This window comes from Bacteroides parvus (genome assembly GCF_017309675.2).
Classification (GTDB): domain Bacteria; phylum Bacteroidota; class Bacteroidia; order Bacteroidales; family Bacteroidaceae; genus Bacteroides; species Bacteroides uniformis.
In genome coordinates this window covers 541,320-555,336 of record NZ_CP084680.1, presented here as the reverse complement: position 1 = coordinate 555,336, position 14,017 = coordinate 541,320, and the positions used below count along the sequence as shown (strand labels likewise).

The 14,017-nt window shown below is 44.7% G+C and carries 6 protein-coding genes; 3 read left to right on the top strand and 3 right to left on the bottom strand.

The window, feature by feature from the left end:
* Positions 1 to 12 precede the first annotated feature (12 nt).
* Complete coding sequence (locus tag JXR92_RS02260; RefSeq protein ID WP_131225558.1) at positions 13 to 3,189, bottom strand: SusC/RagA family TonB-linked outer membrane protein; 3,177 nt, start codon at positions 3,187 to 3,189, stop codon at positions 13 to 15.
* Positions 3,190 to 3,308: 119 nt separating this feature from the next.
* Positions 3,309 to 7,319 carry a hybrid sensor histidine kinase/response regulator transcription factor gene (locus tag JXR92_RS02255; protein WP_131225557.1) on the bottom strand — a complete coding sequence of 1,337 codons (4,011 nt, stop codon included), beginning with the start codon at positions 7,317 to 7,319 and terminating at the stop codon, positions 3,309 to 3,311.
* Between the two features lie 83 nt (positions 7,320 to 7,402).
* Here JXR92_RS02255 and JXR92_RS02250 point away from each other — a divergent pair, with 83 nt between their 5' ends.
* The 3 genes from JXR92_RS02250 to JXR92_RS02240 all read left to right on the top strand — a co-directional run bounded on the left by JXR92_RS02250 (position 7,403) and on the right by JXR92_RS02240 (position 12,016).
* Positions 7,403 to 9,535, top strand: a complete 2,133-nt coding sequence (locus tag JXR92_RS02250) for a beta-glucosidase (protein WP_226791243.1) — start codon at positions 7,403 to 7,405, stop codon at positions 9,533 to 9,535.
* A gap of 238 nt (positions 9,536 to 9,773) precedes the next feature.
* Positions 9,774 to 11,315 carry a glycine--tRNA ligase gene (locus tag JXR92_RS02245; protein ID WP_138344635.1) on the top strand — a complete coding sequence of 514 codons (1,542 nt, stop codon included), beginning with the start codon at positions 9,774 to 9,776 and terminating at the stop codon, positions 11,313 to 11,315.
* 68 nt (positions 11,316 to 11,383) lie between these two features.
* Positions 11,384 to 12,016: an FKBP-type peptidyl-prolyl cis-trans isomerase gene (locus JXR92_RS02240; protein WP_138344634.1), complete on the top strand. Its 633-nt coding sequence runs from the start codon at positions 11,384 to 11,386 to the stop codon at positions 12,014 to 12,016.
* A gap of 70 nt (positions 12,017 to 12,086) precedes the next feature.
* On the opposite strand, the gene JXR92_RS02235 is transcribed toward JXR92_RS02240, so the two are convergent.
* The gene (locus JXR92_RS02235; RefSeq protein ID WP_138344633.1) at positions 12,087 to 13,943 is read right to left on the bottom strand and encodes a serine hydrolase; all 1,857 of its coding nucleotides are present in this window, start codon (positions 13,941 to 13,943) and stop codon (positions 12,087 to 12,089) included.
* Positions 13,944 to 14,017: the final 74 nt, after the last annotated feature.

Sequence of the window (14,017 nt, the reverse complement as noted above, 5' to 3'; positions counted from 1 at the left end):
TTGTTAGGCCCATTAGAAATTGAAGTTAAGACCAAATGTATAGATACGTTGCGAAGGATAGCGCGCATCGTCCACACCACGTAGCAATACATTGTAGTTCAAGGCGCCTATTTCGGGATCGTAGCCTTTGTAGCCTGTGATGGTACAGAGGTTCTGGATGTTGACGTAGAGGCGCAGATGGTCTATCTGCAAATGGCGCAACCATTTCTGTGGGAAGGTGTATCCCAGCGAGATGTTCTTTATGCGGAGATAGGAAGCGTCTTCCACAAAGCGGTCGGAGATACGGTTGTTGTCGTTGGCGCTACTGGTAGTGATGCGTTGTACTTTGGCTGCATCGGCGTTGGCCACGTAAACATTGGAAAGTACCTCGTCGCCGACTTCGGGGTCGTACATGGCGATTAGGGCAATGTCGGTAGCTTCTTTCAGCAGGTTACTGTTACGCATGGGGTCGGTGAAGGTGCGGCGAATCAGGTTGATGGCCTTGTTGCCCACCGAGCCGTTCAGGAAGATGTTGAGGTCAAATCCCTTATAAGAAAGGTAGTTGTTGAAGCCGAACGTGAATTTGGGTGCCGGATTGCCGAGGAATGTGCGGTCTTTCTCATCAATTACACCGTTGTTGTCGCGGTCTTCATAGATGTAGTCACCTACCCAGATGCCCGATTTGCCGATGGTCTGGTCCTTCGGGATGGCTACTTGGATGCGGTTGCCCGTTTCGTCGAGCAGGAAGTTGCCGTCGGCACCTTTCTTGTAGAAATCTCCTTCTTCCTTGAACATACCGATTACTTTATAGCCGTAGAACTGCCCGACCGGTTCGCCCACCATGGTGTAGGTCAGTGTTTCCGAACCGTTGATTCCCGAAATAGCGGATGATTCGGAGTAGAGTTTCGTCACTTCGTTGCGGTTGATGGAGAAGGTGAGTCCTGAGGTCCAGGTGAAATCACGTGTCTGGATGTTGTGCGTGTTTAGGGTAAATTCCACACCTTTATTGGTCATAGCACCGGCATTGACCCATGGTGCACGAATCAGACCGCTTACGTAGGTAGGAAGAGAAGCTTGCATCAGCAGATTGTCCGTTTTCTTGTAATAAGCATCGGCAATGAACTCTATGCGGTTGTTGAAGAGGGCGAGGTCGAGTCCTACATTGAAGGAGTTTGTTTCTTCCCACTTCAGTTCACGATTAGGATAGTTGCCTGCATAGAAACCAGTGCCCCAGATGGAGGCTGCCGAAGCCATGGTGACGCCATAGGCATAGGAACCTGCCCATTGGTTGCCTACCACACCCCAACCCAAGCGGAGTTTCAGTGAGTTGATGGCTTCCACATCTTTGAGGAAAGCTTCGTTATTGACTTTCCAAGCCAATGCTACCGAAGGGAACCAACCCCAACGACTTTCTTTGGCAAACGAAGACGAACCGTCGGCACGGAGCGTAGCGGTCAGCAAGTAGCGGTCGTTGTAGTTGTAGTTCAGACGGCCGAAGTATGATTCGATGGCGGATGAACCACGGGAACTGTTGGCTTTTGCTGTTGTGGCATCGCCCGCATCCAGTTCGTGTACGGAGTTGAAGAGGAAGTTGGTACGACTGCCGCTCAGCGACTCGTACTTATTTTCTTGCGCTTCGTGTCCCAGCATGGCAGAGAGGCCGTGTTTGCCGAAGGTATTATTATAAGTAAAGTAAGTTTTCAATGTCCAGTTGCTTCCGTTGCCGGCTCCACGGCTTGCTGACGACTGCTGCTTGAAGTGCTCGTAGTCGTAGGAGGGGGTAAACTTATAGTCGTTGCTGTAATTGAAGTTGGCGGCATATTCCGTACGGAATACGAGTCCTTTCCACAGCTTGATGTCGGCAAAGGCGTTGACATAGACTTGTGTGCTGCGACTATAGTTTTCGTTTTGGATAAGGTCGGAGAGGGGGTTGGAGAAGTAAGTTCCATACATGTTCTCCGTCTGCATACCGAAACTGCCGTCTGGGTTGCGGGCAGGCACTTCGGGGAGCTGGTTCAGGGCATTGTAGATGGCACCCGAACCGTCCACGTTGTTGGTCTGCTGTGTACGGGCTACGGAGGCACGCAAGCCAGTGGTGAGCCACTTGTTGATGTCGTTGTCCATGTTGACACGGAAAGAGAAACGCTCGAAGTCCGAACCGAATACAATACCGTCTTGCTTCATGTAGCCGCCTGATAGCGAGTATTTCATGCTCTTCGAGCCTCCGGAGATGTTTATCTGATGGTTGTGCATCGGGGCAGTGCGGAAGATTTCATTCTGCCAGTCGGTACCGCGGCTGAGGAGTGAGGGGTCTTTGAACTCTTCGCGTGCGCCGAAGCCGATGGTGGCGGCGCGGAGGTTCTGGTAAACGGCATATTCGGGGAGTGTCAGTGTTTCCAGTTTCTTGGGAAGCTGTTGCAAGGCATAGTAACCTTCGTAGGAGACCTTTGTTTTGCCCTCTTCGCCCTGACGGGTGGTGATGAGTACTACACCGTTGGAGGCGCGGCTACCATAGATGGCTGTGGCCGATGCATCTTTCAATACTTCCATGGAAACGATGTCTGCAGGGTTGATGGAACTGAGCACGCTGTTGTTGCTGGTGTTGTTGCCTGAGATGGCTACACCGTCGATAACGTAGAGCGGTTCGTTGCCGTTCAAGGAGTTGATACCACGGATGCTGACCGAGATACCGCCACCCGGAGTTCCGGAATTCTGGGTCACCTGCACACCGGCGGCACGTCCTTGCAAAGCTTGGTCGAGCGAGGTGACTACGGACTTTTTCAGTTCGTCACCCGTCACGCTGACTACGGAACCGGTCAGGTCACTGCGTTTCATCGTACCGTATCCCACTACTACTACTTCGTCCAGCATCTCATTGTCTTCTTGCAGCAGTATGTCGATGCGGGTGGTGCGCTCTACTTTCACCTCTTTGGTGCGGTAGCCGATGTAAGAGACTATCAATGTTTGTCCCAGATTTGCCTGGATGGTGTAACGGCCGTCGATGTCGGTAATGCCGCCCGTATTGGTTTCTTTCACTTTGACGGTGGCTCCTACAAGTGGCTCACCGCCCGATTCTGATTTAACGATACCGGATACTGTTTTGGTTTGTCCATACGTGGAAACAATACCCAAACCTAGTAACACGATAACAAGCAATTGTCTCAATTTTGTCCATTCCCATTGAGAGCATACATTTGCGTGTAACTTCATAATACTTTAATTTAAGATTTAAAAATAACTGTTATCAAAAGCTACTGCAAATATGGAAAGTTATCATAATAGCATAGGTCTATCATGTCTCAAATAACATACCTTTATGTTTCAAGTTATCATTTTAGACTGCGGATGTAATCAGATGGTGATATTCCAAATTCATTCTTGAAGTTTACAGTGAACCTTTTTGGAGAACTGAATCCTACCTCATAGGCAATTTCTGCAATTTGTTTCTGGCTTTCTTTTAGAAGTTGCTTACTGCGCTTCAAACGGATAATCCGGATGAATTCTGCCGGACCTTTACCGGTGATACACATCAGCTTTTTGTAGAGATGGCTACGACTCAACCCCAATTCTGCTCCTAACATTTCCACAGAGAAGTCGGAATCACTCATGCGCTCTTCTACTATTTTGATAGCTTTTTCAATAAATTGTTCGTCTAGTGGAGTGATTGTTATTTCATTAGGTGTCACTTCTATTTTCTGACTGAATTTACGATGGCTTTTTTCTGTCCATTCAATAAATTTCCTGATGCGCAGCTTTAGTAATTTGAAGTCAAAAGGCTTTACGATATAGTCATCGGCTCCTTGCTCAAATCCTTCACTTTTGTATTCTTCTGCCATACGGGCTGTAAGCAATATAACGGGAATGTGGGACCATTGCATGTTTGTTTTGATTTGCCGACATAGCTCTGTTCCATTCATCACTGGCATCATGATGTCGCTTATTACAATATTGACGCTGTTTTTTTCTAATATCTTCAATGCCTCTGCTCCATTGTAGGCAACCTGTATGGCGTATTCATCGGACAGGTATTCAGACATGAAACTACAGAAATCCTTGTTGTCGTCCACCAACAAGATGGTATACCGCAATTCTTCCGCATTTGGAACGGGAAGTTCATTCGGAGCTTTGTCATTGTTTAGCAGTTCCGGAAGTAATTCCTCCTTTTCACTGGCATATGTGACGATAGGCAATTTAACGGTAAATACGGAACCTTTAGGAAAATTGTCCGTGACGGAGATTGTTCCTTTGTGTAGATGTACATATTCGTTTGCAATATGCAGGCCGATTCCACTGCCGGTTTTTTCCGAAGTTTGTTGCACCTGATAAAAACGTTCGAAGATATGTTTCTTGTCTTTGTCTATGATACCTTGTCCGTTGTCTGCCACACAGATGCATACATTGTCATCTTCGCGATAAAGATGTACATTGATTTCTCCTTTATCAGGAGTGTATTTGAAGGCATTGGACAACAAGTTGTTCATTACTTTTTTTATTTTAACCGGATCGAAGGACATGTTCAGGTTTTCTACTTCGCACATGAAACAGAAGCTGATGGTATGGTCAAGAGCATACTCTTGAAAAGTACTGCAAATCTCGCGGATAAAGTTGACAATATCTCCCGATTTGTAATGAGCTGTCTCGGCTCCTACATCCAGTTTCCGGAAATCAAGCAGAGAGTTTATCGATGTAAGTAATTGTTGTGCATTTTTATTGATTGTATTTAGCTTTTTGCGTATTCCGTTATCCAGGGGTTCTGATAATAACATTTGTAACGGGCTGATGATAAGTGTCAGTGGTGTACGTAAATCATGGCTTATATTTGTAAAGAACTTTAGCTTCATCTCATTCAGAAGCAACTTTTGTTCTTGCTCCAGTTTTGCTCGTTGTTGTTCCAGTCTTATGTAATGATGCTTTTTTAATCGGTATATTACATAGGATATTATGCCAATGGCAAACAATATGTACAAGATGATGGCAACATTACATAAATATATTGGAGATGAAACGGTTATATTCAACTCGCTAGCTTCGTCATTCCATATACCGTCACTGTTACAGGCTTTGATTAATAGTTTGTAATTACCAGGAGGAAGGGTGGTGAAAGCCACCTTGTTTTCGTTTGTATAGTACCATTGGGTATTTAATCCTTCCAGTTTATAGGCATATCTTATTTTATCAGCATTCAACAGATCGCCTGCAGCAAATTCGATGGAGATTAAATAATCGTCATATTTGACAGCCAATGATGGGGTTCTGCCAAGTACAGTTGTTAATAGTTTGCGTCCTTCATATATTGAGTCTACTTCTATATGTTGATTGCCAATGGTCAGATTCGTAAAATACACCTTTGCCAGCGGTCGGCTCTTTTCGGTCAGTTTGTTCGGATTTATGGATGTATAGCCACTGGTGCCTCCCAGCAGCAAATCTCCGCTGGACAATTTACAAGAGGAATGGGAGTTGAAATGATTTTCTGACAGTCCGTCTCTGGTAGAAAGATTCTTGAAAGAAAAGTCTAATCCTTTCTGGGTGTCCGGCGTTACTTCCAGTATAGACAATCCGTTACTTGTTGCAAGCCACATGTTACCGTGATTGTCTTGAGTTATACTATTAATGAGATTGTCGCACAATCCGTTGGTTACGTTGAACCAGTACAGTGAATCATTTTTTAAGTCCCAGGCGGTCAATCCTTGTTTATGGGCTAACCACAATATATCTCTGTCGTCCTTGAATACGGAGGAGATGAAGAATTGCTTGAATGGCTGTGTCTCTTTTCGATTGGCATAAATCATTTCGGGCTTTCTCGTCACGATGTCCATTACACAGAGTCCGTATGTAGTCCCGATATACATTTTGTCTCCATAGTCATAATAGATATTGAGTACATTGATGTTATTCCCGTCAGGCAGTAGATAACTTGTCGCAGTATTCGCGTCCGGATTAAAACAAGTCAAAGTTCCCAGTACGTAGCCTATCCATAAGTTTCCATATCGGTCTTCCTTCATGCTCCATACGCCACTGTATGGCAGTTGGCTGTTCTCTGGAGTAAAATGGCGAATACTGTTGTTCTCATAGCAGAACAATCCGTCTTGATAGCTTCCTGCCCAAATACGTCCTTTATTGTCTTCGAGAAGACTGATGATGGCTATGTCGGGGATGGATAGTTTGCGAATGGCAAATCCTTTTTGTTTTTCTTTCACATAAAGTCCGTTTCCATCTGTTCCTAGCCAAATGTTTCCGGCCTTATCCTCTAAAATGGAGGCTATGTCACCGCATTCTTTATGCTGGGTATCAATAAATTCATAGAAGCTTTCGTGATAATAAGAAACTCCTTTTTTGAAATTTCCTAACCAAATGACACCTGAATCATCACGGTAGATTGCATTTATTCTGTTGGAAGCAAGGGATGTGGAAGACATAGGGTTGTTCAGAAGGTTGACAAGGTTGTCATTTACGTAGTCGTAAATGAATACTCCTTTATGGTCCGTTCCTATCCAGACATGTCCGTTTGAGTCATCCAGTATGCTCCTTACTGCATTACTTTTTGTCTCTATTTTAGAATGGAGATTGATTTGGTTCCATTCCGATTTTATGTTTTTCTTATAGAATATTTGTTCATCGGTATATGAATACAGCCAGATGCCTCCATGATAATCAATGTATATATGCTTTTCGATAATAGAGTTGGAGGGTAAGCTGATACTATCTACCCGTTTATATTTTTTTGCGTTGTTTCCTACTTTCAATAAGGTTGAATTCCAAAGAAGATACAGGTTTTCACCATCATCACTGATACTCAGTTCCGGAGTTTCTTCTGGAAAGTTTTCTATTTTGAATGTTTGAAGGACTTTATGAGAAAAATTGAAGTAAAAAGCATTTTGGCCTTGCAGTACCCATAAATTGTGTTTTTTGTCAACATGTACTTTGTAGGTACCATTTATCTGGATGCCTATTTTAAGGAGGTATGAGGGAATATCGGTAATGAAGTTGTCTTTGTCCCGGTCGTATATACAATATCTTGCCTCGCTTCCAATCCACAAATTGCCCCAACCGTCTTCCTGTAAGTTCCAGATGTCGTTAGACAATAAAGAATGGATGTCTTTTTCTTTGGGCTGATACACTTTAAAGCTATATCCGTCGTATCGGTTCAATCCATTGGCGGTTCCTATCCATAAAAAGCCTTCACTGTCTTTCAATATGGTTTTTACGTTATTGTTTGAAAGCCCGTTTTCTACTTTCAAATGGCGAAATACATACGGAGTTTGTCCTGCTAACGGTAGATAAGCCAGTAACAGAAGAATGAGGGGGAACGCTAATTTGTGTAAATAGTTTGTAAAAGACATACTATATAATCTGAAATTGAATTCTCAAAGATAGCAATATCTTATTTAAATAAACGTAAATATGTTGCATTAATAGGTCTGTAATGGGTGCAGCAGGTACTACTTATCCGATACCCCGCTTGGGAATTCCTGCCATTGTGTTGGCTGATGGACCTGCAGGTTTACGTATAGATCCTATCCGCGAAGGGGATTCTGCTACTTATTATTGTACACATTTTCCTATCGGTACGTTACTTGCTTCTACTTGGAATCAGGATTTGGTGGAGGAAGTTGGAAAATCAATTGGTAATGAAGTGTTGGAATATGGTGCGGATGTTTTACTGGCTCCTGCTTTGAATATCCATCGGAATCCTTTGTGCGGGCGTAATTTTGAATATTATTCCGAAGACCCGTTGGTGTCTGGCAAGATAGCTGCTGCATATGTTAGAGGGATACAGAGCAACGGAGTGGGAACTTCCATCAAACATTTTGCTGTTAACAACCAGGAAACCAATCGGAATGCTAATGATGCTCGTATCACTCCTCGTGCCTTACGGGAAATCTATTTGAAGGGGTTCGAAATTGCAGTGAAGGAATCGGCACCATGGACAGTAATGTCCTCTTACAATCATATTAATGGCACCTATGCTTCTGAGAATACAGACTTGCTGTCCACTTTATTGCGTGATGAGTGGAATTTCGAGGGTATGGTGGTAACTGACTGGTTTGGAGGGAAGGATGCCGTGGCTCAGATGATAGCAGGTAATGATATGCTCCAACCGGGAAGGGCTAACCAGTATGATATGATTATCGAAGGGGTGAAATCCGGAAAATTGGATGAATCCATACTGAATCGTAATGTGAAGCGTGTTCTTGAACTTATTCTCCAAACTCCTCATTTTAAAGAATACAAATATTCCAATAAACCTGATTTGAAGGCGCACGCAGCAGTTACCCGCCAGTCAGCGACTGAAGGAATGGTTTTGTTGAAGAATAATAACGAGATCTTGCCATTTGAAAGGAAGGTCAGAAATATAGCTCTTTTCGGGTGTACTTCCTATGATTTCATAGCAGGAGGTACCGGCTCAGGTAATGTGAATCGTGCCTATACAGTCTCATTATTGGATGGTTTGAAGAATGCTGGATACCAGATAGATGAAGCATTGAAGGCCGATTATGAACAGTATATTGAGGCCGAGAATAAGAAAAATACTCCTGACTCGTCTCAGCCTTTCTCCAGATTTATGCCGGTACCTCGCCCGACAGAACTTATCCCTACTACAAAGGTGTTGTCAGAACAAGTTGCTAAAGCGGATGTTGCATTGGTTACGCTGGGACGTACTTCCGGTGAATTTGTAGACCGTAATGTCAGTGATTTTGAACTGAGTGAGGAAGAATTGCAACTGCTGAAGTCCGTCAGCCAAGCTTTCCATGCTGCTGGGAAGAAAGTGGTGGTGGTATTGAATATCGGAGGTGTAATCGAAACAGCTTCTTGGAAAAAACTACCGGATGCTATTTTGCTGGCTTGGCAGGCAGGACAGGAGGGTGGAAATAGTGTGACGGATGTGTTGAGCGGTAAGGTATCTCCATCGGGTAAGTTGACAATGACTTTCCCGAACAAGTTGATGGACGTTGCTTCTTCGACCAATTTTCCTATGGATGCTAGGGCTAATACAGATGTGAGGAATAAGGAGGACAAAAGCTCTTCAGTGAAGAATGTAGACTATACGGATTATGAAGAAGATATTTTTGTCGGTTATCGCTATTTCGATAGTTTCGGAAAGCAAGTGTCTTATCCCTTCGGCTATGGTCTTTCGTATACAACATTCGAGTATGTCAATCCGTCTGTCAAAGTTGATAATGGTATATATTCTGTTTCTATTGATGTGAAGAATGTTGGTAAGTTTGCAGGGAAAGAGGTTGTTCAGCTTTATGTCTCCGCTCCCAATAGGTTTCAGATGAACAAACCGGAAAAAGAACTTAAAGCTTTTACCAAAACTAAGGAATTGAGGCCAGGTGAGACTGTTACTGCCACTTTGAAACTGAACACTACGGATTTGGCTTCTTATGATGAAGCTTCTTCTTCATGGGTAGTGGATGCTGGAAATTATAAGTTTTTGATTGGAACCTCTTCCAAGGATATTAAGGCTGTACTTGATGTTGATGTGGTATCAGTTGTGGAAAAAACAAATGACATATTTAAACCACAAGAGACTGTTAATACGATAAAACGCTGAAGGTGAGTATAATATTATTCTTGGTTGTGATTAGGTTGATTTGTAGTGCTTAGGTAAATTAATTGTAATTGGGTAAAATTGGGAAAGAAGCTGCCTCGGAGTTATGAGGTAGCTTCTTCTTTTATTTGGTAATAAGATAAATTAATACCCTCCGTGTCCTACTTACGATATAAATCCCTATCTTTGTGGCGCTTTTTAGCTGAAAATAAGATTCAAATTAATTTAGATACAACAGAAAATGGCACAAGAAGACGTTTTTAAGAAACTCGTATCACACTGTAAGGAATATGGTTTTGTGTTCCCTTCCAGCGAGATTTATGATGGACTGGGAGCTGTGTATGACTATGGTCAGATGGGTGTGGAACTAAAAAATAACATCAAGCAATACTGGTGGCAGAGTATGGTACTGCTGCACGAAAATATTGTCGGTATCGACTCAGCTATCTTTATGCACCCCACTATCTGGAAAGCCAGTGGACACGTAGATGCTTTCAATGATCCTTTGATTGACAACCGCGATTCCAAGAAACGTTATCGTGCCGACGTGTTGATAGAGGACCAGCTTGCCAAGTATGATGATAAGATAAACAAAGAAGTGGCTAAAGCAGCCAAGCGTTTTGGTGAGGCTTTCGATGAGGCTCAGTTCCGCAGTACCAACGGTCGTGTGCTGGAACACCAGGCCAAGCGTGATGCCTTGCATGAACGCTTTTCCAAGGCTTTGAACGATAATAATCTGGACGAACTCCGTCAGATTATCCTTGACGAAGAAATCGTTTGCCCTATCAGTGGCACAAAGAACTGGACAGAGGTGCGTCAGTTCAATCTGATGTTCTCAACAGAAATGGGTTCTACCGCCGATGGTGCCATGAAGATATACCTTCGTCCGGAAACGGCACAAGGTATCTTTGTAAATTACCTGAATGTACAGAAAACCGGTCGCATGAAGATTCCTTTCGGTATCGCCCAGATTGGTAAGGCTTTCCGTAACGAAATCGTAGCCCGCCAGTTCATCTTCCGCATGCGCGAGTTCGAGCAGATGGAAATGCAGTTCTTCGTGAAGCCGGGTACGGAGCTTGACTGGTTCAAGACCTGGAAGGCTACTCGTCTGAAATGGCACAAGGCGCTGGGCTTCGGCGACGACCATTACCGTTTCCACGACCACGACAAACTGGCACACTACGCCAATGCTGCTACAGACATCGAGTTCCTGATGCCTTTCGGTTTCAAGGAAGTGGAAGGTGTTCACAGCCGTACTAATTTTGACTTGTCCCAGCATGAGAAATTCTCCGGTAAGAACATCAAGTATTTCGACCCTGAAACCAACGAAAGCTATACTCCGTATGTCATCGAAACCTCGATAGGCGTAGACCGTATGTTCCTCAGCATCATGTCTGCTTCCTACTGTGAAGAGAAGCTGGAGAACGGTGAAACGCGCGTAGTATTGAAACTTCCCGCTGCCCTGGCTCCGGTGAAGCTGGCTGTGATGCCGTTGGTAAAGAAAGACGGACTGCCCGAAAAGGCACGCGAAATCATTGACAACTTGAAGTTCCACTTCCATTGCCAGTATGACGAGAAAGACTCCATCGGCAAGCGTTACCGCCGTCAGGATGCCATCGGTACTCCGTACTGTGTAACTGTAGACCACCAGACATTGGAGGACAATTGCGTGACCTTGCGTAACCGTGACACCATGAAGCAAGAACGTGTGGCTATCTCCGAACTGAACAATATCATTGCAGACCGTGTAAGCATTACATCACTGCTGAAAACGTTGCAATAAACCGGTTACGGAATAGACTGATGCGTGAACAAACTGAAATAGTAAATAGTAAAATAGTAAAATAGTAAATGAAAAAGTCCCTTTTGTTTTTGCCTTTCCTGCTGTTGCTGGTGGGTGCTTTTATTTCTTGTGAAGAAGTGGAGGAGGCTGGGAAGTATGATAACTGGAGAGAACGCAATGAGGCATTTGCTGACTCGATAAAAAGGCTGACTGGCGAGAACTATGTTGCCACAGCAGAGCAGGCTGATGCTATGGAACTCGGGAAACTGTATGCCATACAGACGACTGCCAGCACTACCGAAGGTGCCCAGTATGTATATTGCGAGAAGCTTGTGAAGAATGAAACAGGGGAACGTCCGTTATATATGGGATACCATTCTACTGTCAGTGCTTTTTATTACGGAACTTTAATTGTCGGTGATCAAATTGACGGAAATTTTGATGGGTATAGTGCTTTGGATACTAATATTCCATTGAATTCGTTGAAAGCACCGACAGCTTTTGATTCCCCAACCACTTTTGGTGTTGCAAATGTAATTCCCGGATGGACAGCAGCCTTGCAGTTAATGCGGGTAGGCGAGCGTTGGATGCTTTATATACCTTGGCAGAGCGCCTATGGATCCAGTGGTAATAGTGATGGAACAATCCCTGGATATACCGCATTGACGTTCGATTTGTTGCTGGAGCGCATCGTAGAATAACCGGTATAAATAATAAAAAAGTGGTGAAGATTTTTCTTCACCACTTTTTTATTATTTATAATAGAGGAGTCTATATTTTCTTCTTGATGGCCTTTACCCAAATCTTGTATCCATCCTCATTCAAATGCAACCCGTCGTTGGTTAGTTCGCTGCGCAGTACATTCGTTCCCTTCTCTGTAAACAAGGGGAAGAGGTTGATATAAGCGATGTTTTTTTCTTTGGCAAGTGCTTCCAAACGAAGGTTGACTTCGGGGATTATATCGGTTTTCCCAGTCAGGCTTTTGTACCGGCCGAAACTTTCATTGAAAGGAAGCAGGCTTTGCAAGTATAGTTTCGTATCGGGAGATTCTTTCTGAATACGTTCCACGGTTGTACGAATCATACTTACAATGCTGTCCGACGTCAAATTGTGGGAAATATCGTTGACTCCGATAAGTAGGAACAGCTTGGCGGGATGTCCGGGGAGTATCTGGTGCAGACGGTCGTAGATACCCATCACTTCGTCACCGATAATGCCACGGTTGCGTACGTTCTTCTTGCCGAGGCGTGCCGACCAGTCACCACCGCCTTCAGTCAGGCTGTTGCCAAGCATGACGATGTCTTTGCTTGTAATGGCAGGCTCATCCATAAACTGTAGGAAGCGTTTGTAGTAATGGTCTGTATAGATGTGCGGAACGGGACAGATGGAAGCGGCTACAGCGTTGGCAACCAATGAACGCAGACGAACCACGCTATGCCCGTCTTCCGGATGCACGGCATTGATAAGCAGTATGACAGAAGTGTCATTGTCTGGATCGATAACGATGGAAGTACCTGTATATCCGGTATGGCTATAGGTGTTCGGGCCGAACAAGTCCCCGTTGTTAGAGGCGTATGCTGTAAAGCAGTCCCAGCCGAGAGTACGTCCCAGACTGGCTGTGGCGCGTGGCACGGTACGCATGGTTTTTACACCCAGCGGGCTCAGGATACGGCGGCCGTTCCATTCGCCTCCGTTCTGCAGGGCTGCGCAGAGCACGGCAATATCTTCGGCACAGGAGAATACTCCGGCGTTGCCGCTGATGCCTCCGTTCATGATACGGGCCAGCGGGTCGTGTACTTGTCCGCAGAGGACTTGCCCGTCAGGTTGTTTTTCGGTTGGCGCGATGGCATTGTGCCAGTTTCCTTCGGTGATACCTGCCCAGTTTGCATCTGTTGTATTTATCCATTTGCCATTCTTGTCACGTTGGCAGGGCAGATAGTCGGTATGCTCCATGCCGAGTACATCAAATATGTTTTCACGGGCAAAATCACGCAGACTTTGGCCGCTTATTGTCTCGATGATATGCTGCAGGGTGATGAAGTTGAGGCAACTGTATTGGAAATCTGTCTGTGGCTTGAAGTCACGTTTGCAAGTAGCGATGTATTCCATAAGACCATCCGGATTGGGGGAACCGTATTGCTTTTCAAGTTCGCCTACTGGTGCGTATGGGGGCAGTCCGGAAGTATGTGTCATCAAGTCGGCAATGCGGATTACCTTCTTCTCTTTGCCGTCTTCGCTTTCCCAGTTTTTGAAATGGGGTATGTAAAGGCTGACGGGGTCCAGCATACGGAGCTTGCCGCGTTCTGCCAGTATCATTGTACATACGGCAGTCGACATGGATTTGCTGCATGATGCCATATCAAAGATGGTATTGGTAGTCATTGGCTCTACACTGGGGTAGATGCGCTTGCTACCATAGGCTTTCAAGTATGCCATTTTCCCATTGCGCACTACGGCAAGTACGGCACCGGGAATATCCTTGTTGGCGATAGCCGTTTCAATCGCTTCATCGGCATACATCAGTTTGCGGGAGTCCATTCCCACCTGTTCAGGAGCTACACGCTGCAAAGGCTGCGCAGTGGCAACTTGCAGACAAAGAGAAAAAAGAAAAAAACAGATTGCTTTCATAATAAAAAGATTTGCCCCGCCCCCCTATGAAAGGGGTTTTGACACACTCTTGAAAGGGGAAGGGGATAATTAAT